19 protein-coding genes are annotated in these 23,202 nt (G+C 71.2%); 10 read left to right on the plus strand and 9 right to left on the minus strand.

What is annotated here, in order from left to right; all coding sequences use genetic code 11:
* The 5 genes from MQN93_RS36245 to MQN93_RS36265 form a co-directional block, all read right to left on the minus strand.
* On the minus strand, nucleotides 1-1,310 hold a 1,310-nt coding region (locus MQN93_RS36245; RefSeq protein ID WP_242712877.1), incomplete at its 3' end, for a DUF58 domain-containing protein.
* A complete protein-coding gene (locus MQN93_RS36250) occupies nucleotides 1,310-2,299 on the minus strand; it encodes an AAA family ATPase (protein WP_106964612.1) in 990 nt (329 codons plus the stop codon). The genes MQN93_RS36245 and MQN93_RS36250, both read right to left, overlap by 1 nt.
* Nucleotides 2,299-3,492 carry a DUF4350 domain-containing protein gene (locus tag MQN93_RS36255; RefSeq protein ID WP_242712878.1) on the minus strand — a complete coding sequence of 398 codons (1,194 nt, stop codon included), beginning with the start codon at nucleotides 3,490-3,492 and terminating at the stop codon, nucleotides 2,299-2,301. Before MQN93_RS36255 ends, MQN93_RS36250 begins: the two co-directional genes overlap by 1 nt.
* Complete coding sequence (locus tag MQN93_RS36260) at nucleotides 3,489-4,277, minus strand: DUF4129 domain-containing protein (protein WP_242712879.1); 789 nt, start codon at nucleotides 4,275-4,277, stop codon at nucleotides 3,489-3,491. The genes MQN93_RS36255 and MQN93_RS36260 overlap by 4 nt, the downstream gene beginning before the upstream one ends.
* 4 nt (nucleotides 4,278-4,281) lie before the next feature.
* Entirely contained in the window at nucleotides 4,282-5,625 is a 1,344-nt protein-coding gene (locus tag MQN93_RS36265; RefSeq protein WP_242712880.1) for a DUF7847 domain-containing protein, read from the minus strand.
* Between the two features lie 140 nt (nucleotides 5,626-5,765).
* On the opposite strand from MQN93_RS36265, the gene mtnA reads away from it, so the two are divergent.
* The 7 genes from mtnA (at nucleotide 5,766) to MQN93_RS36300 (ending at nucleotide 14,721) form a co-directional block, all read left to right on the plus strand.
* Nucleotides 5,766-6,914: an S-methyl-5-thioribose-1-phosphate isomerase gene (gene mtnA / locus MQN93_RS36270; RefSeq protein ID WP_242712881.1), complete on the plus strand. Its 1,149-nt coding sequence runs from the start codon at nucleotides 5,766-5,768 to the stop codon at nucleotides 6,912-6,914.
* A gap of 223 nt (nucleotides 6,915-7,137) precedes the next feature.
* Nucleotides 7,138-7,827 (plus strand): two-component system response regulator MtrA, encoded by a 690-nt coding sequence (mtrA, locus tag MQN93_RS36275; RefSeq protein ID WP_016438163.1) that lies wholly within the window; start codon nucleotides 7,138-7,140, stop codon nucleotides 7,825-7,827.
* Between the two features lies 1 nt (nucleotide 7,828).
* Nucleotides 7,829-9,892: an MtrAB system histidine kinase MtrB gene (gene mtrB, locus MQN93_RS36280; RefSeq protein WP_242712882.1), complete on the plus strand. Its 2,064-nt coding sequence runs from the start codon at nucleotides 7,829-7,831 to the stop codon at nucleotides 9,890-9,892.
* Nucleotides 9,882-11,714 (plus strand): LpqB family beta-propeller domain-containing protein, encoded by a 1,833-nt coding sequence (locus tag MQN93_RS36285; protein ID WP_242712883.1) that lies wholly within the window; start codon nucleotides 9,882-9,884, stop codon nucleotides 11,712-11,714. The genes mtrB and MQN93_RS36285 overlap by 11 nt, the downstream gene beginning before the upstream one ends.
* A 125-nt stretch (nucleotides 11,715-11,839) precedes the next feature.
* Nucleotides 11,840-12,766, plus strand: a complete 927-nt coding sequence (locus MQN93_RS36290) for a ComF family protein (RefSeq protein ID WP_242712884.1) — start codon at nucleotides 11,840-11,842, stop codon at nucleotides 12,764-12,766.
* Nucleotides 12,767-13,076: 310 nt separating this feature from the next.
* A complete protein-coding gene (gene hpf / locus MQN93_RS36295; protein WP_016438159.1) occupies nucleotides 13,077-13,769 on the plus strand; it encodes a ribosome hibernation-promoting factor, HPF/YfiA family in 693 nt (230 codons plus the stop codon).
* Nucleotides 13,770-13,974: 205 nt separating this feature from the next.
* A complete protein-coding gene (locus tag MQN93_RS36300) occupies nucleotides 13,975-14,721 on the plus strand; it encodes a response regulator (RefSeq protein ID WP_016438158.1) in 747 nt (248 codons plus the stop codon).
* A gap of 33 nt (nucleotides 14,722-14,754) precedes the next feature.
* Here the strand turns inward: MQN93_RS36300 and MQN93_RS36305 are convergent, their stop codons facing one another.
* Together MQN93_RS36305 and MQN93_RS36310 are read right to left on the minus strand one after the other, a co-directional pair.
* Complete coding sequence (locus MQN93_RS36305; RefSeq protein WP_242712885.1) at nucleotides 14,755-15,939, minus strand: winged helix-turn-helix domain-containing protein; 1,185 nt, start codon at nucleotides 15,937-15,939, stop codon at nucleotides 14,755-14,757.
* A gap of 73 nt (nucleotides 15,940-16,012) precedes the next feature.
* Nucleotides 16,013-16,609, minus strand: coding sequence for a GNAT family N-acetyltransferase (locus tag MQN93_RS36310; RefSeq protein WP_242712886.1), 597 nt, complete (start codon nucleotides 16,607-16,609; stop codon nucleotides 16,013-16,015).
* Between the two features lie 282 nt (nucleotides 16,610-16,891).
* Here MQN93_RS36310 and secA point away from each other — a divergent pair, with 282 nt between their 5' ends.
* Nucleotides 16,892-19,705, plus strand: coding sequence for a preprotein translocase subunit SecA (secA, locus tag MQN93_RS36315; protein ID WP_016438155.1), 2,814 nt, complete (start codon nucleotides 16,892-16,894; stop codon nucleotides 19,703-19,705).
* A 146-nt stretch (nucleotides 19,706-19,851) separates the two neighbouring features.
* On the opposite strand, the gene MQN93_RS36320 is transcribed toward secA, so the two are convergent.
* Nucleotides 19,852-20,526 carry an Rv3235 family protein gene (locus MQN93_RS36320; protein ID WP_242712887.1) on the minus strand — a complete coding sequence of 225 codons (675 nt, stop codon included), beginning with the start codon at nucleotides 20,524-20,526 and terminating at the stop codon, nucleotides 19,852-19,854.
* 311 nt (nucleotides 20,527-20,837) lie between these two features.
* On the opposite strand from MQN93_RS36320, the gene MQN93_RS36325 reads away from it, so the two are divergent.
* Together MQN93_RS36325 and MQN93_RS36330 are read left to right on the plus strand one after the other, a co-directional pair.
* Entirely contained in the window at nucleotides 20,838-21,353 is a 516-nt protein-coding gene (locus tag MQN93_RS36325; RefSeq protein WP_242712888.1) for a DUF6912 family protein, read from the plus strand.
* A gap of 134 nt (nucleotides 21,354-21,487) precedes the next feature.
* The gene (locus MQN93_RS36330) at nucleotides 21,488-22,156 is read left to right on the plus strand and encodes an HAD family hydrolase (protein WP_242712889.1); all 669 of its coding nucleotides are present in this window, start codon (nucleotides 21,488-21,490) and stop codon (nucleotides 22,154-22,156) included.
* Nucleotides 22,157-22,249: 93 nt separating this feature from the next.
* Here MQN93_RS36330 and MQN93_RS36335 read toward each other — a convergent pair whose 3' ends face one another.
* The gene (locus MQN93_RS36335) at nucleotides 22,250-22,816 is read right to left on the minus strand and encodes a DJ-1/PfpI family protein (RefSeq protein WP_016438151.1); all 567 of its coding nucleotides are present in this window, start codon (nucleotides 22,814-22,816) and stop codon (nucleotides 22,250-22,252) included.
* Nucleotides 22,817-23,202 lie beyond the last annotated feature (386 nt).

Genomic DNA, 23,202 nt, shown 5'->3' on the forward strand with positions numbered 1-23,202 from the left:
TACAGGCGCCCCGCAGTCTTGAGTGCCAGATACGCGTCCGCCAAGGCCGGCGCCAGTTCGTCCGGAGTCTCGTCGACGACCGTCACCCCGTGACGACGGAGTTGTTCCGCCGTGCGGTGGCGTTCGCTCCGGGCCTGCGCGGCGGCTGCAGCGTCGTAGACGGCTTCGGTGTTTCCGCGGCTCTTCGCCATCTGCGCGATGTGGGGGTCGGCGACGGAGGCCACCAGGACTGTGTGGCGCTGGGTGAGTTGCGAGAGGACGGGGAGCAGGCCTTCTTCGACCGGTGCCGTGTCGAGGCTGGTGAGCAGCACGATGAGGGAACGGCGGGGCGCCGTACGAAGGGCGGTCGCGGTCAGGCCTCGGGCGTCCAGTTCGATCAGTTCGGGTTCGAGTGTGGCCATGGCGTTGACCAGGGACGGGAGGACGTCGCGGGCCGTGCGGCCCTGGACGTGGGCTCGTACCCGGCGGTCGTAGGCGAGCAGGTCGACCCGGTCGCCGGCGCGTGAGGCGAGTGCTGCCAGGAGCAGGGCCGCGTCCATGGAGGCGTCGAGGCGTGGGGCGTCGCCCACGCGGCCTGCGGAGGTGCGGCCCGTGTCCAGGACCAGGAGGATGTGGCGGTCGCGTTCGGGGCGCCAGGTGCGTACGGCGACCGTGGTCTGGCGGGCGGTTGCTCGCCAGTCGATGGAGCGGGTGTCGTCGCCGGGGACGTACTCGCGGAGGCTGTCGAATTCCGTGCCTTCGCCACGGGTGAGCACGCTGGTGCGGCCGTCCAGTTCGCGGAGGCGGGCGAGTTTCGAGGGCAGGTGCTTGCGGCTGGTGAAGGGCGGCAGGACGCGTACGGTCCAGGGGACCTTGTGGGTGCCCTGGCGGGTGAAGAGGCCGAGGGGGCCGTACGAGCGGATCGTCACCCTGTCCGCGTGGCGGTCGCCGCGGCGGGTCGGGCGCAGACGGGTGGTGATGCGCCGGCGTTCGCCTGCGGGGACTGTAAGGCGGTGACGGGAGGCCGCCACCTCGGTGCCGGGCTGCCAGCTGCTCGGCGGCCAGGCGTCGCGCAGGCGGGCCCGGAGGAGGCGACCGGACGGGTTGGTGACCGTGAGGGTCACGTTCGCCGTCTCGCCCAGACGTACGGAGGCGTCGCCGGAGCGGGTCAGGCCGAGTCGTCGTACCGGTGCCGCGAGTGCGAAGTCGCAAGCACAGGCCACGGCGATGGGGGCGTTCACGGCCAGGATGCCCGTCCAGCTGGGGTCCCAGATGCCGACGGGGAGGGAGCCGAGGGCCGCGAGGAGCGCGGCGCGTCCGGTGAGTGTCATCAGCGGGGGACGGGGACGTGGGCGAGGATCGCGTTGATGACGGAGTCGGCCGTGACGCCTTCCATCTCTGCCTCGGGGCGTAGCTGTACGCGGTGGCGGAGGGTGGGGAGGGCCAGGGCCTTGACGTCGTCGGGGATGACGTAGTCGCGGCCGGTGAGCCACGCCCACGCGCGCGAGGTGGCCAGGAGAGCAGTCGCGCCGCGAGGGGAGACGCCCAGTGTGAGCGAGGGGGACTCGCGGGTGGCCCGGCAGATGTCCACCACGTAGGCGGTGATCTCCGGGGAGATCGCCGTCTTGGCGACGGCTGCGCGGGCGGCCTCCAGGTCGGCGGGGCCGGCCACGGGGCGTACGCCGGCGGCGCGCAGGTCGCGCGGGTTGAAGCCCTCGGCGTGGCGGGTGAGGACGTCGATCTCGTCCTGGCGGGAGGGCAGAGGGATCGTCAGTTTGAGCAGGAAGCGGTCCAGTTGGGCTTCGGGCAGGGGGTACGTGCCCTCGTACTCGACCGGGTTCTGGGTCGCGGCGACCAGGAACGGGTCGGGGAGGGGGCGCGGGGTGCCGTCGACCGTGACCTGGCGCTCTTCCATGGCCTCCAGGAGGGAGGACTGGGTCTTCGGGGGCGTGCGGTTGATCTCGTCGGCGAGGAGGAGGTTGGTGAAGACCGGGCCGGGCTGGAAGGAGAACTCGGCGGTGCGGGTGTCGTAGACCAAGGAGCCCGTGACGTCGCTCGGCATCAGGTCCGGGGTGAACTGCACGCGCTTGGTGTCGAGTTCGAGTGCGGATGCGAGGGCGCGGACGAGCAGCGTTTTGGCGACTCCGGGGACTCCTTCGAGGAGAACGTGTCCGCGGCAGAGGAGGGCGACGACGAGGCCGGTCACGGCGGGGTCCTGGCCGACCACGGCTTTGGCGATCTCGGCGCGCAGGGCCTCCAGGGAGGCGCGGGCCTTGCCCGGGTCCCCGGTGTACCCGGCGTTGTCAGTGGTCGGGTCCATCATGGACGGCGTACCTCTCTTTCGAGGGCGTCGAGTTGGTCGGCGAGTGCGATGAGGGCCGCGTCGTCGCCGGGCGGCGGGCCGAAGAGCAGGGGGTGCAGGTGGTGTCCGTCGCCGTGGAGGTGGGCGGACAGGGCGGGAAGCAGGGTCTCGGGCGTGTGCGCCTGGGTGACGGGGACGCCGACGAGGGGGGCGAGGCGGATGCGCGTGGAGGAGCGAAGAGCGGCGGCCGCGCGATCGCGGGCGTTCGCCTTGCGATAGAGGCGGGCACGGCCTTCGACGGTTTCGGAGGCGCGGATGGCCACGGGGAGTTTCTCGGGCACGAGGGGGCCGAGTCGGCGTGCCCGCCAGAGGGCGGCGAGGGCTGCCGCGACGAAGAGTTGCAGCGTGCCCCAGAGCCAGCCGGAGGGGAGCAGGTCGAGGAAGCCCTTTTCCTCGTCCGGATCGGCGGAGGCGTCGGAGAGCGAGGGGAGGTACCAGACCAGATGAGGGCGGGAGCCGAGGAGTTGCAGGGCGAGCGAGGCGTTGCCCTGCTTGTCGAGGCGGTCGTTGAAGAGGATGTCGGGGGCGCCGAGGACGATGGTGTCGCCGTTGCCGGAGGCCGCCGGAATGCGCAGCAGGGTGGCGAGGCGCTCGCTGGGGTAGCACTCGCCGGCGTCGAGGTGGGTGGTCGTGTAGCGGATGCCGCCGGTGTCCGCGCTGCCGGCGCGACGGGCGGCGGGCAGTTCGCACTCGGGGTCGAGTGTCGAGTCGAAGCTGGTGGCGGGGTCCGCGGTGACGCCGGGGGCGAGCTTTTCGACGGACCAGCTGCCGGGGGCGACGAGGACGGTGCGTCCGCCGGAGTCCGCGGTGGAGGAGTGCAGGCGGGTTTGTTGAGAGCGCGTCAGCAGGTCGGGCACCGCGACCAGAAGGGTGGTGTCCGGGGCGGCCGCGGCGCGCGCCTCGTCCAGGGTGGTGACCACGCGCGTGGACACCCCGCGGTCGGCGAGGAGTTCGGCGACGGCACGGCTGCCCTGGGGGCCGACGGAGCGCGGGTCGAGTTCGCCGTGCTTGGTGTCGGAGCGGATCACGGCGATCGCCACGGCCGCCGCGAGGAGGAGCACGACGGCGAGCGCGATGCCTCGCGCGCGGGTCCACACCTGGCGGGCGGTGGGCGAGGCCGAGGTGGAGGGGAGCGTGGCCTCGGTGGTCATCCGGCGGCTCCCTGGCGGGCGTTGTCGGCCGTGCTGCTGGTGCTGCTGCTGGTGAGCCGGGGCTTGGTGCGTTCGAGGTCGCGGTCGAGTTCGGCGATGCGGTGGTACGACTGCTCGCTCGCCCTTCGGCCGCCGTACGTCACGTCGTCGAAGTCCCGGGCGGCGGCGCGCAGTCGGTCGGTGTGGGAGGGCAGGGCGCGGCCCGCTGCGGCTGCTGCCTCGTCCGCGGTGCGGCCGGGGCGGACGTCGAGGAGCGCGCGTTCCTCCAGGGAGCGGACGATGGCGCGCATGCGTTCCTGGACGGCCTGGTTCCAGTGGCCCTGGGCGGCGTGTGCCTCGGCGGCCGCGCGGTGTTCGGCGGCGCTGCGGGGGCGGTCGTCGAACAGGGCGGCCGCCGAGGTGGGTTGGCGGCGCGGCGTGCCCAGGCGCCACCACAGGGCGGCGAGCACCAGCACGACGGCCACGATGATGACGACCAGGCCCAGCGCGCCCCCGGGTGTCGCGGAGGCCGCGGAGCCGAAGAGCTTGTCGACCCACTCCCAGAACGCGTTCAGGGCGCGCTGGAAGAGGCTGGGGTCGTTCTCGTGGTACATCCCCTTGGTGAGCTCGCGACGGGCCGCCTCGCGCGCGGGATCACGGCCGATCGTCACCGGCGGCTGGTCGTCGCTGCGCGCGAGCGACCAGCCGGATGGGCCGGCCGCCAGCGTCAGCGTCCTCACCGCCGATCCCGCGGCCCGTGGCAGCGCCGTCGGCTCGGCCGCGAGAACTCCCCCCGTCACGCTCACGTCATCAGCCCCGCGCGCCGGCGTCGGTGCCGTAGCCCGTGACGCCTGCGGCGCGGGCCAGTTCCAGGTCCAGGGCTTCCCGGCGGATGCGCTGGTCGATGTAGAGAAGCACGGTGACACCGGCATTGATCGGGTACGTGATCATGGAGCCGATCACCGAGCCGACTCCGCTGATGATGAGGAAGGTCCAGCCGAGGTCGCCCGTCCCGCTGTCCAGCAGGCTGCCGATGCCGTCGCCGCTGAATGCCGCGGCGAGGAAGGTGAAGGGGATGACGACGATCGCCGAGATGATGTTGGCGATGATTCCGGCGAGCAGCAGGATGCCGAAGACCCGCCACCAGGAGCCGCGGACGAGCTTCGCGGACCGGCCCATCGACTTGGTCACGCCCCGCTTCTCCAGCATCAGCGCGGGCGAGGACAGGGAGAAGCGGATCATCAGCCACAGTGCGAGGACGCCCGCGCCGAGGCCGCCCAGGACGGCGAGAGCGAGGCCCGCATCGGCGTTCCCGAAGACGGCCACGAGGACCCCAGGCAGTACGCCCACGGCCACAATGGCGGCCGAGATGACGAGCAGCAGCAGGATCAGGCCGAGCAGCTTGAGCACCTGAGGGCGGGCGTCGCGCCAGGCCTCCCGGGTGGTCACGGACCGGCCGAGGACGGCGCGGCTGGTGACGGTGGTGAGCAGGGCGGTCGCGGCGACCGTGGCGATCAGGGAGACCAGGAAGACGGCGCCGGAGCTCAGCATCGCCTGGCCCAGGGCGCGGGTCAGTTCACTCGCGGTGGCGCTCGGATCGTCGAGGGTGGCGGTGCTGGTGTCGTTCAGCACGAGGCCCTGGAGCAGGATGACGATGATCTCCGCGATCACGGCGACGGTCAGGGAGATGCCCAGGACCGTACGCCAGTGGGTGCGCATGGTGGAGACCGCGCCGTCGAGGATCTCGCCGACGCCGAGCGGGCGGAGCGGGATGACGCCCGGCTTGGCGGCGGGCGGCGGGCCGCCCCAGCCGCCGCCCCAACCGGGGTGTCCGGGAGCGCCGTAGGGCCCGTAGCCACCGGGACCCGGGGGAGGCTGATTGCCCCAGCCGGGGCCGGGCGGCGGGGGCGGAGCGGGGCTGCCGGGGCCGGTGGGCCCGGTGGGCGCGGACCACTGGCCGGGTGGCGGCTGCTCCTTGGACCACTGCGAGCCGTGGCTCTGCGGGTCGGGACGATCCTGAGGGCCGGGGCCGGGCTGGTCCGCAGGCTCCGCGCCACTGGGGCGGTCGGTGGGACCGGTGGGACCGGACGCGCCGGGCTCCTGCCCGTCGGAGGGGGCAGATCCGGGCGAGGCCCAGCCCGGAGTGTCTTTCATCGTCGCTCCTTCACGGTGCCCGTCCGCGGTCGCGGCGGCAGGTTGGCAGCCATCGTGCCATGGGGTGCTCGCCCGGGTACCGGCCGCGGTATGGGCTGCACACCTTCAATTGTCCGCCGCACAAGGGGCAGACTGACCGCATGGCTGATCAGCACGCGCATTCCGGCGAAGACGGCAGGCCGACCGAGATCCCCGCGATCCGGTGGGAGGAGCCACCCGAAGGCCCCGTACTGGTACTTCTCGACCAGACGAGGTTGCCGGCCGAGGAGGTCGAGCTGGTCTGCACGGACGCGCCCGCGCTGGTGGAGGCGATCCGTTCGCTCGCCGTGCGCGGGGCGCCGCTGCTCGGCATCGCGGGAGCCTACGGTGTCGCGCTCGCCGCCGCGCGCGGCTTCGACGTGGACGACGCGGCGAACGCGCTGGCAGGCGCCCGGCCCACCGCGGTGAACCTCGCCGTCGGTGTGCGCAGGGCCCATTCCGCGTGGCGTGCCGAGTTCGCCAAGCGCGGTGACGGCGCGGAGGCCGCGGGCGCGGCGCTGGCCGCGGCGCGTCAGCTGCACAAGGAGGATGCCGAGGCGAGCGCGCGGATGGCCGAGCGCGGGCTCGCGCTGCTCGACGAGCTGCTGCCCGGCGGCGGGCACCGGATTCTCACGCACTGCAACACCGGGTCGCTGGTGTCGGGTGGGGAGGGGACGGCGTTCGCGGTGGCGCTCGCGGCGCACCGGGCGGGGAGTCTGCGGCGGCTGTGGGTGGACGAGACGCGTCCGCTGCTGCAGGGGGCGCGTCTGACGGCCTACGAGGCGGCGCGCAGCGGCATGGCGTACACCCTGCTCACGGACAATGCGGCGGGCTCGCTCTTCGCGGCCGGCGAGGTGGACGCGGTGCTGATCGGGGCGGACCGGATCGCGGCCGACGGCTCGGTGGCGAACAAGGTGGGGAGCTATCCGCTCGCCGTGCTCGCGAGGTACCACCATGTGCCGTTCATCGTCGTGGCGCCGGTGACGACGGTGGATCCGGACACCCCGGACGGGGCGTCCATCGAGGTGGAGCAGCGTCCCGGTCATGAGGTGACCGAGATCGTGGCGCCGCAGGTGCCGCTGGCGGGAGCGGAGGCGGGCGGTGGGATCCCGCTGGCGCCTCTGGGTACCCAGGCGTACAACCCGGCGTTCGACGTGACGCCGCCCGAGCTGGTGACCGCGATCGTCACGGAGGAGGGCACCGTCTCGCCCGTGACGGCCGAGGCCCTGGCAGAGGTGTGTGCGAGGGCGCGGCAGGTGACGATCGGCTGACGCGGGCCATCGGCGGGCGCGCGGCGTCGCACCGGGTCGCCCGGCGCCGTCCGAAGGGCGCTGGGGCGGATTGCGCGGTCAGGGTGCGCCTACGCTGGGTGAGGAACAGCCGTCGAGGACATCGACGTCGGCGTACGAGGCAGACAGTGACCGCGCAGTACGACTATCGTCACGGGCCAGTGACCCTGCTCACCAGCGCCTCTGTCACTGTTACGAGAATGGGATGATGTCGTTTATGAAGGGACGAGTCCTTGTCGTCGACGACGACACGGCACTGGCCGAGATGCTCGGCATCGTGCTGCGTGGTGAAGGTTTCGAGCCGTCTTTCGTAGCCGACGGCGACAAGGCGCTGGCCGCCTTCCGTGAGAGCAAGCCCGATCTGGTGCTGCTCGACCTGATGCTGCCGGGCCGGGACGGCATCGAGGTGTGCCGCCTGATCAGGGCGGAGTCCGGTGTGCCGATCGTGATGCTCACGGCCAAGAGCGACACCGTGGACGTGGTGGTCGGGCTGGAGTCCGGTGCCGACGACTACATCGTGAAGCCCTTCAAGCCGAAGGAGCTGGTCGCCCGCATCCGGGCGCGTCTGCGCAGGTCGGAGGAACCGGCCCCGGAGCAGCTCGCCATAGGCGACCTCGTCATCGACGTGGCGGGTCACTCCGTGAAGCGGGAAGGGCAGTCGATCGCGCTGACGCCGCTGGAGTTCGATCTGCTGGTGGCGCTCGCCCGCAAGCCGTGGCAGGTGTTCACCCGCGAGGTGCTGCTCGAGCAGGTGTGGGGTTACCGCCACGCCGCGGACACCCGCCTGGTCAACGTCCATGTGCAGCGGCTGCGCTCCAAGGTCGAGAAGGACCCGGAGCGGCCGGAGATCGTGGTGACCGTCCGGGGCGTCGGTTACAAGGCAGGACCCAGCTGACATGTCCGGTCACAGTGCCGCTTCGACGCCCGGGTCTTCCGGCCCCCGCGCGGGGCGGCCTGTGGGCCGGAAGACCGCGGGCTCCCGCTGGGACGGCATGCTGGAGGGCGGTCTGCTCCAGGGCGGCGTCCAGGGCAGCCCGGTGCTGCGGCTCTTCATGCGCTGGGTGCGCCGGCCGCTGCTGCCCGTCATGCGGCTGTGGCGGCGCAACATCCAGCTCAAGGTCGTCGTCACGACGCTGCTGATGTCGCTGGGCGTCGTCCTGCTGCTGGGCTTCGTCGTGATCGGCCAGGTGCGCAACGGCCTGCTGGACGCCAAGGTGAAGGCCTCGCAGAGCCAGGCCACCGGCGGGTTCTCGGTGGCCAAGCAGAAGGCCGACGAGGCCGCGGCAGGGACCACCGACGGCGGCGGTACGACGGCGGACGGCCGTCCCTCGCAGAACGTCATCCAGTGGATGAGCGACCTGGTGTACTCGCTCTCCAGCGGCGGTCAGGGCGCCTTCGACGTGGTGACGCTGCCCGCCGGTGACAACGGCGGCGGCGGGCGCGGACCGCGTGCCTCCGGCGACGTCGACCCCTCGGCCAGCGTCCCCGTCGCTCTGCGCTCGCGGATCAGCGACAGCACGGGAGCCGCGCAGAGCTACACCAGCATCGTTTACAGCAACAGCAAGGAGAGCCAGCCGGCGCTGGTCATCGGCAAGCAGGTCAACGACCCCAACGGCGATCCGTACCAGCTGTACTACCTCTTCCCGCTCACGCAGGAGGAGAAGTCGCTGAGCCTGGTCAAGGGCACCCTTGCGACCGCGGGACTCTTCGTCGTCGTACTGCTCGGGGCGATCGCCTGGCTGGTGGTGCGCCAGGTCGTGACGCCGGTGCGCATGGCGGCCGGGATCGCCGAGCGGCTGTCCGCGGGGCGGCTGCAGGAACGTATGAAGGTCACCGGCGAGGACGACATCGCGCGGCTCGGCGAGGCCTTCAACAAGATGGCGCAGAACCTGCAGCTGAAGATCCAGCAGCTGGAGGACCTGTCGCGGATGCAGCGGCGGTTCGTGTCGGACGTGTCGCACGAGCTGCGGACGCCGCTGACGACTGTACGGATGGCCGCGGACGTCATCCACGAGGCGCGCGAGGACTTCGATCCGGTGACCGCGCGGTCGGCGGAGCTGCTGGCCGACCAGCTGGACCGGTTCGAGTCGCTGCTCGCGGACCTGCTGGAGATCAGCCGGTTCGACGCGGGTGCGGCGGCGCTGGAGGCCGAGCCGATAGACCTCAGGGAGGTCGTGCGGCGGGTCGTCAGCGGGGCCGAGCCGCTCGCCGAGCGCAAGGGCACGCACATACGCGTCAAGGGCGACCAGCAGCCCGTCGTCGCGGAGGCGGACGCCCGGCGCGTGGAGCGGGTGCTGCGCAACCTGGTGGTCAATGCCGTGGAGCACGGCGAGGGCAAGGACGTCGTGGTCAAGCTCGCCGCGGCGGGCGGGGCGGTCGCGGTCGCGGTGCGCGACTACGGCGTCGGGCTCAAGCCCGGTGAGGCCACGCGCGTGTTCAGCCGCTTCTGGCGGGCCGACCCGGCACGCGCGCGTACCACCGGCGGCACGGGACTTGGGCTGTCCATCGCCCTGGAGGACGCGCGGCTGCACGGCGGCTGGCTGCAGGCCTGGGGCGAGCCGGGCGGCGGCTCGCAGTTCCGGCTGACGCTGCCGCGGACCGCGGACGAGCCGCTGAGGGGCTCGCCGATACCGCTGGAGCCCAAGGACTCACGGCGCAACCGCGGACTGAGCGACGCGGGGCTGCCGTCCGGCGGCGCCGACAAGGTCGCCACCGTGCCCGCGCAGCAGGCCGCGGACCAGATACCGCCGCTGCCGCAGAGGGCGGCCGGGGTGGCTCCCACGGTCGACCCGACGGCGCTGCCCGGGAACGGCGCGCGCGTGGTGGCCCGGCCCGCCTCCACAGCACGACGACAGGACGAGACGCCCTCCGAGGGCGCGGCAGTGAGCGAGACCCCGAGCCGCCCGGACACCGGGCCGGAGGACTCGAGGAAGCAGGGGGAGGCATTCCGTGGGCGCTGACCGCGAGGGGGGCGCCGGGCGAAGTCCGATGCGCGTTTTGGCGTACGGCATCTGCGGCGTCGTACTGCTGTCGGGGTGTGCCTCCATGCCCGACAGCGGGGATGTGAGCGGCGTCGACTCCACGCCGCGGCAGGACACCCAGGTGCGGGTCTTCGCCATGCCGCCCCCGGACAACGCCCTGCCCTCGGACATCGTCTCCGGCTTCCTGGAGGCGTTGACCAGCGACGACCCGAACTACTCCACGGCGCGTCAGTACCTGACCAAGGAGGCGTCGCAGGCGTGGCGGCCGGGGCAGTCCAGCACGGTCCTCGCGGACGGGCCGGGCATCGACTCCAACCGCCTGGGCGGCCGGGAGGACGGCAACGACCTCTCGTTCACGCTGACCGGGAAGAAGGTCGCCCGGGTGGACTCGCAGCAGGCGTACTCGCCCGCCAGTGGGGTCTACAACGCGCCGGTGCACCTCACGCGTGACAAGAAGACCAACCAGTGGCGCATCGATCGGCTGCCGCAGGGCGTCGTGATGGGCAAGTCGGACTTCCAGCGCAACTACCTGCCCGTCAACAAGTACTACTTCGCGACGAACGCCTCGGCGGGGACGGCGTCGCACCCCACGGCCGTCGCCGACCCCGTGTATGTGCGCCGGCGCGTGGACCCCATGACACAGATGGTGCGCTCGCTGCTCAACGGGCCCACGAACTGGCTCGATCCCGTGGTGCGCACGAGTTTCCCCACGGGTACGGAGCTGCAGAAGGGTGTCAACACGCTGACGCCCGACGACCAGAACAGGCTGACCGTGCCGCTCAACGCCAAGGCGGCCAAGGTCGGCACGCACCGGTGCACCGAGATGGCGGCGCAGGTCCTGTTCACGCTGCAGAATCTGACCCCCGCGGTGGACGAGGTCGAGCTGCGGTCCGGCGACGAGCAATTGTGCTCGCTCAGCGAGGACCAGCCGGGCGCCGCGGCCGTGCGCGGTACGGCGCGCGACCCCGGCTATGTGTACTTCCTCGACGACAAGAGCCGGCTCGTACGGATCGCGGCCGGCAACAACGGCACCAAGGCGGAGCCGGTGCCCGGGGCGCTGGGCGAGGGCAGCAGGGCGTTGAAGTCGGTGGCCGTCTCGCGCGACGAGGACACGGGGGCCGCGGTCAGTGGCGACGGCAAGGACCTGTACGTCGCGCCGCTGGCGGCCGTCGGTTCGCTCGCCGATCCCGTGCTGACCAGCCGCGGCAAGACGGAGAAGGACCGGCTGACGGCGCCGAGTTGGGACTCGCACGGCGACCTCTGGATCGCCGACCGTGACCCCGACGACCCCCGGTTGCTTCTGCTGGAGCAGGGCAGGGGCGAGCCGGTCGTGGTGAAGATCCCGGAGCTGGACGGCCGTATCCAGGCCGTACGGGTGGCCGCCGACGGGGTGCGGGTCGCGCTCGTGGTGGCGAAGGGCGACAAGACGTCGCTGGTCATCGGGCGGATCGAGCGGCGCCAGGAGACCGGGGAGGACCGCCCGACGGTCTCCGTGCTCGAACTGCGTCCCGCGTCACCGGAGTTGGAGAGCGTCACGGCCATGTCCTGGGCCGGGGACAGCCGGCTGGTGGTGGCCGGGCGTGAGCAGGGCGGGGTGCAGACCATGCGCTACGTCCAGGCGGACGGCTCCACACCGGAGGGGCCCGCGCCCGCGGCCCTCAGCGGGATCAAGGAGATCACCGCGGCCGACTCCGACAGCCTGCCCATGGTGGCGTACTCGGAGGACGGGATCGTACGACTGCAGTCCGGGGCGCAGTGGCAGAAGGTCACGGACGGGGTGGCGCCGGTCTATCCGGGGTGAGTCACCGGATGGCGCCTCGCCCGGCCGGCGGGGTTCTGCGCGTCGGCGCGACCCCACGCTGGTTGTCCACAGGGAGTTTTCCACAGGGCTGGCAGGGGGACTCGGCCCTTGGCACAGTGGTGGGCATGCGGGGGTGGTGGCAGGACCTGACCGACCTGGTGCTGCCGGCCGAGTGCGGAGGCTGCGGGATGCCTCGCACGGTGCTCTGCGAGGAGTGCCGTGCCGCCCTGAGCGGGGCCGTACCGAGCCGGGTGCGACCGGCGCCGGAGCCGCCCGGGCTGCCCGTGGTGCACGCGGCCGCCCGGTACGCCGACGAGGTCCGGGCCGTGCTGCTGGCCCACAAGGAGCGCGGTGCGCTGGCGCTCGCGGCGCCGCTCGGCACGGCCTTGGCAGGGGCTGTGCTGGCCGGGCTCCGGGCGACGTCCGGAGCGACGCCCGGTGTGACGGCCGCGGGCGGTGGCGGGCCGGTGCTGCTCGTTCCCGTTCCGTCCTCGCGTGCGGCGGTGCGCGCGAGGGGGCACGATCCGGCGCGGCGGATCGCGCTCGCGGCGGCGGCCGAGCTGCGGCGCACCGGGACCGCGGCCAGGGTGCTCGCCGTGCTGCGGCAGCGGCGTGCGGTGGCCGACCAGTCGGGGCTCAACTCCCGTCAGCGGCTGGAGAATCTCGCGGGCGCGCTGGCCGTGGCGCCCGGTGGTGGCCGGCTGCTGCGCGGCGGCTCGGTCGTGCTGGTGGACGACCTGATGACCACGGGTGCGTCCCTGACGGAGGCGGCGCGCGCCGTGCGGGCGGCGACGGCGCACGCGTGGGCGCGGACGAGGCGGGAAGGAGGGACGGCAGAAGAGGGGCCGATTTCTTGCCGTGGAACAACTCCGGTTGTGTACGGGGCAACTGCTTGGGAAGTCATGGGGGAACGAATGAATGGATCAAGGCACGAAGGGACCGGCCGAAGGCACGCCGTGCCGGGATTCGCGGGCGCGGGCCGCGCGGATGACGGCATCTGCGCCGCTGTGGTCGCAGCGATGCCGGATTCTTTCGAAATAAACCGGAACTGACTGCGTAGTTGCATCGTTGCAGGTAATGAGAGGGTCAATTCACCTGAACGGAGGTACGCCGCGGTAGAGGGTGACGACATCCGTCCGGGCGAGATATGTTCGGTTGTGAGAGAAAGGCGCAGGCCATCCCTCTCATGCGCGAATGCCGGGCCGCGGGTTTTCGCAATCACCCGCGGCGGTGGAGTGGAGATCTTGTCCGCGGGGGAGGAGGTGGAAGTCACCGAGTCCGAGGTTCCGGAGCTGCCGGAGCCTGGTGCGAAAGGGAGATGCTCCGCCACTGAAGCGGAGTGATCCGGGAACGGAGTTCTGCGTGGACATCGTCGTCAAGGGCCGCAAGACCGAGGTGCCCGAGCGGTTCCGCAAGCACGTGGCCGAGAAGCTGAAGCTGGAGAAGATCCAGAAGCTCGATGGCAAGGTGATCAGCCTCGACGTCGAGGTGTCCAAGGAGCCCAACCCCCGACAGGCCGACCGTTGCGACCGAGTGGAGATCACGCTCCGCTCCCGCGGTCCGGTGATCCGGGCGGAGGCGGCGGCAAGCGATCCGTATGCGGCGCTCGATCTGGCGGCGGAAAAGCTGGACGCCCGGCTGCGCAAGCAGCACGACAAGCGGTTCTCCCGCCGTGGCTCGCGCAGGATCTCGGCGGCCGAGGTCCCCGACCACGTCCCCGGCGCCGCGACGCTCAACGGAAACGGCAGCGCGGTCCGGGACGAAGAGCCGGACGGCGTGCCCACCAAGAAGATCGGCTCTCTCGAGGTGAAGGGCGAAGGCCCTCTCATCGTCCGCGAAAAGACCCATGTCGCAGCCCCGATGACGCTCGACCAGGCCCTCTACGAGATGGAACTGGTCGGCCACGACTTCTACCTGTTCGTCGACTCCGAGACCAAGGAGCCGAGTGTCGTCTACCGGCGGCACGCATACGACTACGGCGTCATCCACCTCAGCACCGACCCGATGGTCGCCCAGGCGCAGGCTCCCGCGCCCGGCGGCACCCTGGGTGGCTGACCCGCGCGGCTGACGGCTGAGCCCGTGCCCCTGGAGCGCCCGTGCGCCCCCAGGGGCACCGGTGTGCGACCCGTTCGTGCCCGGCTCCGTCACCGCGTTGTCGCCCAGGCATGGAATCATGGCCGCAACGGCCCAACCGGTGGGCCGCTGCCTTGGGTTGGCGTTGGCACAGCACCACAGGCCACAGCCTTCAGGGGGAGGAACGATGGCGGACAGCTTCGGAGCGACGCATGACGGGGATGCCGACGGCGGCGTCGTCGGCATGGGCCCGGAAGCGGGCTCTCCACGCAAGGAGCCCATCAGGGTCCTGGTCGTGGACGACCACGCCCTCTTCCGCCGGGGCCTGGAGATCGTGCTCGCGGCCGAGGAGGACATCCAGGTCGTGGGCGAGGCCGGGGACGGCGCGGAGGCCGTCGACAAGGCCGCCGACCTGCTGCCCGACATCGTTCTGATGGATGTGCGGATGCCCAAGCGGGGCGGTATCGAGGCCTGCACCTCCATCAAGGAGGTCGCCCCCAGCGCCAAGATCATCATGCTGACGATCAGCGACGAGGAAGCCGACCTCTACGACGCGATCAAGGCGGGGGCGACCGGCTATCTCCTCAAGGAGATCTCCACCGACGAGGTGGCCACCGCCATCCGCGCGGTGGCCGACGGGCAGTCGCAGATCAGTCCGTCCATGGCGTCGAAGCTGCTCACCGAGTTCAAGTCGATGATCCAGCGGACCGACGAGCGCCGGCTGGTGCCCGCACCGCGGCTGACCGACCGTGAGCTGGAGGTCCTCAAACTCGTCGCCACGGGCATGAACAACCGTGATATCGCCAAGGAGTTGTTCATCTCCGAGAACACGGTGAAGAACCACGTGCGCAACATCCTGGAGAAGCTGCAGCTGCACTCCAGGATGGAGGCGGTGGTGTACGCGATGCGGGAGAAGATCCTCGAGATCCGCTGAAATCCGCCGACGCCCGGCATCCGTCGGTGATGCTCAGCCGAGGGTGCGGGTGAGCTCCTTGGCCAGGGGCTCGCGCAGTTCGGGCGCGTCCACTCTTTCCACGCGCACATCCGTGCAGTCCACCCAGCTCGCGGCCTCCCACAGGGCCTGGGCCACGGCCGGCACCGCCTTGGGGCCGTCCAGCGTGACCTGCCGGGCCACCAGGGTGCTGCCCTCGCGGGCCGGGTCCACGCGGCCGACGAGACGGCCTCCGGCGAGCACCGGCATGGCGAAGTAGCCGTACACCCGCTTCGGTTTGGGGACGTAGGCCTCCAGGCGGTGGGTGAAGCCGAAGATCCGCTCGGTGCGCGCTCTCTCCCACACCAGCGAGTCGAACGGGGACAGCAGCGTGGTGCGGTGGCGGCCGCGCGGCGGGGTCTCCAGGGCCGCCGGGTCGGCCCAAGCGGGCTTGCCCCAGCCCTCGACGGTGACCGGGACCAGGCCCGAGTCGGCGATGACCGCATCGACCTGCTCGCCCTTGAGACGGTGGTAGTCGGCGATGTCCGCGCGGGTGCCGACGCCCAGGGACTGGCCCGCGAGACGGACCAGCCGGCGCACGCACTCCCTGTCGTCCAGCTCGTCGTGCAGCAGCTCCTGCGGGATCGCGCGCTCGGCGAGGTCGTAGACCCGCTTCCAGCCGCGGCGCTCCACGCACACCACCTCGCCGTACATCAGCGCGCGCTCGACGGCGACCTTGGCGCCGGACCAGTCCCACCACTCGCTGGTGCGCTTCGCGCCGCCCAACTCCGTGGCCGTGAGCGGGCCTTCGGCGCGCAGCTGCTTGATGACCTGGTCGTACGCGCCGTCCGGGAGTTCGTGGTTCCAGTGCGGGCGGTTGCGGTAGGCGCGGCGCCGGAACGCGAAGTGGGGCCACTCCTCCACGGGGAGGATGCAGGCGGCGTGCGACCAGTACTCGAAGGTGTGCGGGTGGGCTGATCCGGCCTTCCAGTAGGCGCGCTCCACCGCCTTGCGGCCCACCGCGCCGAGCCGGGCGTACGGAATGAGCTCGTGGGAGCGCGCGAGGACCGAGATCGTGTCCAGCTGGACCGCACCGAGATGGCGCAGCACGCCGCGGACGCCGGCCCGGCGGTCCGGGCTGCCGAGGAGGCCCTGGGCGCGCAGGGCGATGCGGCGTGCGTCGGCTGCCGAGAGATCCGTGGTGGGGCGCGGGGTCGTCATGGTCCGCACGATAGAAGGCGGCACTGACAATCGCCCGTGACCTGGGGAGACATCACCGTGACCCGGGCGCACATCATCGGGACCGCGGCTTTTGGGCGTGGTCGGGTGCGGGCAGATAGGGCGCCCTGGACGGCAGGCCGAGGTCCGAGGGCAGCAGCGAACCGACCCAGCAGTCGCGGCGTACTCCCTGGTGGACGAGCGCGGAGCGCAGGACGCCCTCGACGACGAAGCCCGCGCGTTCGGCCACCGCGCGCGAGGCCCGGTTGCCCACTTCCGCACGCCACTCCACACGGTCCACCGACAGGTCGGTGAAGGCCCAGCGGGAGGCGGCGACGACGGCCTCCGTGATGTAGCCGTTGCCGCGGTGCTCCTTGGTGCCCCAGAAACCGATCTCCGTGACGCTCAGGGAGCGCATGGCCAGGCCGAGCATGCCCACCAGTTCCTCCCCTTCGGGGAGGAAGAGGCCGAAGGTGAGCGACGAACCGTTGGCCCAGCCCTCGGGGACCAGCTGGTGCGTGAAGTTCCGTGCGTGCTCGGGCAGATAGGGCGAGGGGATGGTGGTCCAGCGCTGGATGTCGGGGTCCTGGGCGGCGGCGTGCACGGTGTCGGTGTGCTCGGGGCCGACCGTGTGCAGCAGCAGTCGGGCGGTGGTGAGCGTCACGGGTTCCATCGCCCGATTCTGCGTGGATGTCGGGCGGGGACGCCATGTTTTTGGCCCTGCGTGAGCGGGTGATCACAATTCGCGCAATTCGTCGGCGCGATGCGGCACCATCCGCGGCGCCCGTCCGTTGTCCCTTTTGAAGAAGATTTGAAGCGGTGCGAGAAGCCGGTCGCGGTCGTCGTCCCGGCAGGCTCCCGGCTGGGTGGGGTCCTCGCATACGATGGCCGTTGCTCAGTACGTCAAATGGAAAACCGACCGTCCCAGGCCCGACCGGCAAGGAGACCAACCCCCGTGTCCGTCCTTTCGAAGATCATGCGTGCAGGCGAAGGCAAGATCCTGCGCAAGCTGCACCGCATCGCGGACCAGGTCAACTCCATCGAAGAGGATTTCGTCGCCCTCTCCGACGCCGAGCTGCGGGCCCTCACCGATGAGTACAAGCAGCGGTACGCGGACGGGGAGAGCCTGGACGACCTGTTGCCCGAGGCGTTCGCCACCGTGCGCGAGGCCGCCAAGCGCGTCCTCGGCCAGCGCCATTACGACGTGCAGTTGATGGGCGGCGCCGCCCTCCACCTCGGCTATGTCGCCGAGATGAAGACCGGTGAGGGCAAGACCCTCGTCGGCACGTTGCCGGCGTATCTGAACGCGCTGTCGGGCAAGGGCGTCCACATCGTCACGGTCAACGACTACCTGGCCGAGCGCGACTCCGAGATGATGGGCCGTGTCCACAAGTTCCTCGGTCTCGAGGTCGGCTGCATCCTCGCCAACATGACTCCGGCCGAGCGCCGTGAGCAGTACGGCATGGACATCACCTACGGCACGAACAACGAGTTCGGCTTCGACTACCTCCGCGACAACATGGCGTGGTCCAAGGACGAACTGGTCCAGCGCGGGCACAACTTCGCCATCGTCGACGAGGTCGACTCCATCCTCGTCGACGAGGCCCGTACGCCGCTGATCATCTCCGGCCCGGCCGACCAGGCCACCAAGTGGTACGGCGACTTCGCCAAGCTCGTCCTGCGCCTGAAGAAGGGCGAGGCGGGCAACCCGCTCAAGGGCATCGAGGAGACCGGCGACTACGACGTCGACGAGAAGAAGCGCACGGTCGCCATCCACGAGCCGGGCGTCAGCAAGGTCGAGGACTGGCTGGGCATCGACAACCTCTACGAGTCGGTGAACACGCCTCTGGTGGGCTACCTGAACAACGCCATCAAGGCCAAGGAGCTCTTCAAGAAGGACAAGGACTACGTCGTCATCGACGGCGAGGTCATGATCGTCGACGAGCACACCGGCCGTATCCTCGCCGGCCGCCGCTACAACGAGGGCATGCACCAGGCGATCGAGGCGAAGGAAGGGGTGGACATCAAGGACGAGAACCAGACGCTCGCCACGATCACCCTGCAGAACTTCTTCCGCCTCTACGACAAGCTCTCCGGCATGACCGGTACGGCCATGACCGAGGCCGCCGAGTTCCACCAGATCTACAAGCTCGGTGTGGTCCCGATCCCGACCAACAAGCCGATGATCCGCATGGACCAGTCGGACCTGATCTACCGCACCGAGGTCGCGAAGTTCGAGGCGGTCGTCGACGACATCGCCGAGAAGCACGAGAAGGGCCAGCCGATCCTCGTCGGTACGACGTCGGTCGAGAAGTCCGAATACCTCTCGCAGCAGCTCTCCAAGCGCGGCATCCAGCACGAGGTGCTGAACGCCAAGCAGCACGACCGGGAGGCGACGATCGTCGCCCAGGCCGGCCGCAAGGGCGCCGTGACCGTGGCCACCAACATGGCCGGTCGTGGTACGGACATCAAGCTCGGCGGCAACCCCGACGACCTCGCCGAGGCGGAGCTGCGTCAGCGCGGCCTCGACCCCGAGGAGCACATCGAGGAGTGGGCCCAGGCCCTGCCGGCCGCCCTGGAGCGTGCGGAGCGGGCCGTGAAGGCCGAGTTCGAGGAGGTCAAGGAGCTCGGCGGGCTCTATGTGCTGGGCACCGAGCGGCACGAGTCGCGGCGTATCGACAACCAGCTGCGCGGTCGTAGCGGCCGTCAGGGCGACCCGGGCGAGTCCCGCTTCTACCTCTCCCTGGGCGATGACCTGATGCGGCTCTTCAAGGCCCAGATGGTCGAGCGCGTGATGTCCATGGCGAACGTGCCGGACGACGTGCCGATCGAGAACAAGATGGTCACGCGCGCGATCGCCTCCGCCCAGTCGCAGGTCGAGCAGCAGAACTTCGAGACCCGTAAGAACGTCCTGAAGTACGACGAGGTCCTCAACCGCCAGCGCGAGGTCATCTACGGCGAGCGCCGCCGCGTCCTGGAGGGCGAGGACCTGCGCGAGCAGGTCGGCCACTTCATGGACGACACGATCGACGCCTACATCTCCGCCGAGACCGCCGAGGGCTTCGCGGAGGACTGGGACCTGGAGCGGCTGTGGGGCGCCTTCAAGCAGCTCTACCCGGTGCGGGTGACCGTCGAGGAGCTGGAGGAGGCGGCCGGTGACCGGGCCGGTCTGACCGCCGAGTTCATCTCCGAGTCCATCAAGGACGACATCCACGAGCAGTACGAGCAGCGCGAGGCGCAGCTCGGCTCCGAGATCATGCGTGAGCTGGAGCGCCGGGTCGTGCTGTCGGTCCTGGACCGCAAGTGGCGCGAGCACCTCTACGAGATGGACTACCTCCAGGAGGGCATCGGCCTGCGCGCGATGGCGCAGAAGGACCCGCTGGTCGAGTACCAGCGCGAGGGCTTCGACATGTTCACCGCCATGATGGAGGGCATCAAGGAGGAGTCCGTCGGCTATCTGTTCAACCTGGAGGTCCAGGTCGAGCAGCAGGTCGAGGAGGTCCCGGTCGAGGACACGGCGCCGGTCGACATGCAGAAGCAGGACGCGGTGCCGGCCCAGGCGGGTGTCCGCCCGGAGATCCGTGCCAAGGGCCTGGACGCCCCGCAGCGCCGCAACCTCCACTTCTCCGCCCCGACCGTGGACGGCGAGGGCGGCACCATCGAGGGCGACTTCGTCGGCGACGACGAGCCGGTGCGCTCCGAGGCCGACGGCCTCACGCGCGCGGAGCGCCGCAAGCAGGCGCGGGGCGGTCGACGCCGCAAGAAGTAGCGCACTGCGCCACAGGGAATTGTGGCGCGGCAGCGACGTGAAGGGCCGGGTCCTCTCCGGGGACCCGGCCCTTCGGCGTACGCCGCCGGGCCCTTCGGCGTACGCCGCCGCAGCTCCGTACAGCCGGACCGATCCGGGGACAGGCCCTAGTCGTCGGCCGGGTGGGGTGGGCGGGGGCCGCCGAGTTCCACTGCCGTGCAGCGCCAGCGCAGGTCTCGGCCGCGTTCCAGGCGGAAGGCCATGGCCCGGAGCTGGTCGCCCGCGCCGATGCGGGCGAAGGCCTCCACGGCGCCGGGACCGGCCTCGTAGTAGCCGATGTCGCGGACGACCGGACGGGTGCCGCGGGCGCGCAGCGGGCCGCGCTCCGCGAGCCAGGCCAGCTCGTCGTAGGCCCGGCCCGCGGTGTGCCCCAGCATCGCGTGCACCGGGCGCTGCCCGCTCAGCACCGCGACCAGGAGGTCGGCGAAGACATCGGTGGGGCGGGGCCGGTGGGGAGTGGGCATGGCGCTGCCGGTGGTCGTGCTCCTCTCCGGTGCAGCGGGTGCGGGTGCGGGTGCGGGGCGGGCGGGAGCCGGGCGTGCGGGTGCCGTACGCGTCCGTGCTGCTGTCGCGCCCGCCGTCGGTGGGCGGCTGTCGGTGGGGCGGGTGCCTGCCAGGGCGTTGTTGGACCTGGAGCGGGGCGGGCGGCCGCCGCCCGGTGCGGTACGGGCCGGGCTTCCGCCCGGGTGGCGGGGCGGGGCGCCGCCGGGGCGGCGGGAGTCGCGGCGGCCGGGCGGCCGGGTGCCCGGCTGGTGCTGTGCCCTGGTCATGACCTTGTGCATGAGCGTCCCCGTTCTGCGGGCCCGGCGGATACCGGGCGGTAACTTGGCGTCGGGGATCTTGTACGGGGCCGGAGCGGGCGTCGGCAAGGACCGCGGGGCCCGCGGCGGGGCAGCCGGAATGTTCACCTATCAGGGTGACCGGGAGGGTGCGCGGGCCCATGATCACGGGGGAGTACCGGGTGAGTTCCGGGCCGGAGGTGGACGCCCGCCGGCCCCTGGGTGGGGACTCGAAAGGGGACGCCCGCACGTATCCTGAAGGCCCTTTGACAGGGCGGGAGTGCGCCCGGTCACCGACCACGAAAGCAGCGGCCATGCGCGTCTACGTCCCCCTGACCCTCTCCGGTCTCGCCGAGGCGTACAAGACGGGTGAGCTCGGGGCGGTACCGCTCGTCGCGTACGCCGTCACCCCCGCGCTGCGCGAGTGGTACCTCTCCGACGACATCGAGGAGCTGGAGTACGCGGCCCTGAACCGCGCGGCACTGGCCTCCCTGCGGCTGCTGGCCGCGGATCCCGGGGCGGCGCGGCGCCGGGTCGTGGTCGCCGTCGACGTGCCCGACGGGGCGGCGTCCGCCGATCCCGACCGGGGACTGGACCCGGCGGCGCTCGGCGAGGTGCGGGTGACGGTGGCCGTGCGGCTGGCCAAGGCGGCCGCCGTGCACGTCGACCTCGACGAGGCGGAGGCGGACGTGGCCGCCGCGGCCGAGGCGCTGGAGGCGGCGGACCGCGGGGACGACGACGCGCAGTTCGTGGTGGACGGGGCCGAGGACCACGAGCTGCTCTGGTACGCGACGCAGGAGATCCCCAATCTGGTGGGGCTCGGGGACTGAGACCGGCCGAGGCCGCTCAGTCCCCTCCCGTGCCCCCTCGGTCCTCTCTTCTCGCGCCCCCTTCGACCTGCGGATCAAGCCCGCTTTGACCTGCGCAACTCTTGATTGTCAGTGGCGGCGGGTACTTTTTTGGCATGGGGAAGAAGACAGGGGCGGCGCACATCGTCTGGGACTGGAACGGCACGCTGTTCCACGACAACGATGCGATCATCGGGGCGACGAACGCGGCTTTCGCGGAGCTGGGCCTCGAACCGATCACCATGGAGCAGTACCGCGCGCTGTACTGCGTGCCGGTGCCGAAGTTCTACGAGCGGCTGCTCGGCCGGCTGCCGACGGACGCCGAGTGGCTGGTCATGGACGAGACCTTCCACCGCTACTACTCCGAGCAGCACGCCGCGTGCAGTCTCGCCTCGGGCGCGACCGAGCTGCTGGCCGACTGGCGGTCGGCGGGCGGCAGCCAGTCGCTCCTCAGCATGTACGGGCACGAGGAACTGGTCCCGCTGGTCCGGAAGTTCGGGATAGAGGCGCACTTCATACGCGTCGACGGGCGGACGGGGCCCTCGGGAGGCAGCAAGGCGGAGCACATGGTGCGCCACCTCGCCGCCCTCGGTGACGTCGACCCTGCGCGCGCGGTGGTGATAGGCGACGCCGCGGACGACGCGGTCGCCGCGCAGCACGCCGGCGCCCGTGCCGTGCTCTACACCGGCGGGTCGCACAGCCGGGCCAGCCTCGAGGAGGTCGGGGTCCCGGTGGTGGACACACTGGCGGACGCAGTGGCGGAGGCCCAGCGCCTCGCGGCGTGAGCGGCTTCGCTGCGCGAGCATCGGCCGGACGGCGCTCACGTCACCCAGCGCACGACGGCGCCGCGCGCCTCGGCCAGCGCCGACCCCGCACGGCTACGTCACCGGTGCCTTCGCCCGTAGCACCGTCAGGAACTCGCGCATCCAGCTCGGATGATCGGGCCAGGCGCGGGAGGAGACCAGGGTGCCGTCGACCACCGCTTCGGTGTCCTGGAAGGTGGCGCCCGCGGTCTGCATGTCCGGCTCCAGGGCCGGATAGGCGGTGACGCGGCGGCCGCGCAGGCCGTCGACCGCGGCGGTGAGCAGGGGTCCGTGGCAGATCTGGGCGACCGGCTTGTCCGAGTCGAAGAAGGACTTGAGGATCTTGCGGAGTTCGGGGTCGTTGCGCAGGTACTCGGGAGCGCGTCCGCCCGGGATGACGAGGGCGGCGTACTGACCGGGGTCGACCTCGGCGAAGGCGAGGTCGGCGGGCCAGGTGTAGCCGGGCTTCTCGGTGTAGGTGTCGAAGCCGGGTTCGAAGTCGTGGACCACGAACTGCAGTTTCTTGCGGGCGGGGGCCGCGATATGGACCTCGTAGCCCTCCTCGCGGAGGCGTTGGTAGGGGTACAGGACCTCGAGTGACTCCGCTGCGTCGCCGGTGACGATGAGGATTTTCGCTGTCATGTCGGGCCGCTCCCCTCGGGCGGGCGTGCGCTGTCATGGGAAACGTGCCTCTGGAAAGTGGTCTTGCCAAGAGGTTCGGTCGGTTTCGGGCAAGGGGGATCAGATGTGGGTCCGGTATCGCCGGTTTGCACGATAAGGGGGCCTGTGCCCCTGTGCAGAGTGTCAAAGTTCGACCCCTGGTTTTGTACACATACGGCTCATGACGGGCCCCCCGTACTGAGCGATAGCCTTGTGGCGTGATCAGCGCGATATCTCGCGGGGGCAGTGCTGCCCCTGCCCTGCGCCCGGTGAGCACGGACCACCTCCGTGACCGGGTGGCAGTCGCTGGTCCTCGCGGGCGGGACGGGGTCGTGCGGACCCCCAGGACGCCGTACACGCCCCGGAAG

Origin of the sequence: Streptomyces spinosisporus (assembly GCF_022698145.1) — a bacterium.
GTDB classification, from domain to species: domain Bacteria; phylum Actinomycetota; class Actinomycetes; order Streptomycetales; family Streptomycetaceae; genus Streptomyces; species Streptomyces spinosisporus.